This is a genomic window from Stenotrophomonas sp. P5_B8 (genome assembly GCF_054049855.1).
The window spans coordinates 1-588 of record NZ_JBFULO010000872.1 but is presented as its reverse complement, the minus strand read 5'-3'; the positions used below and the strand labels follow the sequence as shown (position 1 = coordinate 588).

Below are 588 nucleotides of genomic sequence, written 5' to 3'. Positions count from 1 at the left end.
ATCGCCTGGGGCGTGGACGCAGCCTACGAGCGTTATTTTGGCGAGAACGCGATGATCAGCCTCAGCGCTTACGCGCGTCGGATAGACGAGGTGACCATCAACAGACTGTTCGAGCAGGACGGCATCTGGATATCGATGCCGGTCAATGCAGGACAGGCTCGCACCCATGGCATTACGCTGGAGGCAAAATTCTCGCTGCAGGACCTGATCAAAACCGACGAAAACATTCAGTTCCACGGCAACCTGACTCGCAACTGGTCGAGCGTCGACAGCGTGCCGGGCCCCGACAACCACCTAGCTACCCAGACACCCTTCAGCGGAACGATAGGGGCGGAGTGGGTTGCTTCAGATAGTTTTTCAACGGGCTTTGACTTTTCCTATAGCGGCAAGAGCTTCACCCGGGTCAGCGAATTCTGGAGCACGGGAACTTCGCCTGGGCGCACGCTCGATGTCTACGCGACCCTCAAGCTGGACAAGAAAAGCAAACTAACACTTTCCCTTTCCAATCTATTGCATCAAACGGACGGATTGACGACGCAGTTCAACGCCCCCACCTCACGCAATTCACGGCTCTACGCAACTGACAGC

The 588-nt window shown here is 56.3% G+C and carries 1 pseudogene; it reads left to right on the top strand.

Annotated features, from left to right (window positions below):
• Window positions 1-588: pseudogene (locus tag ACXJKH_RS21920) on the top strand (hypothetical protein); the annotation flags it as partial.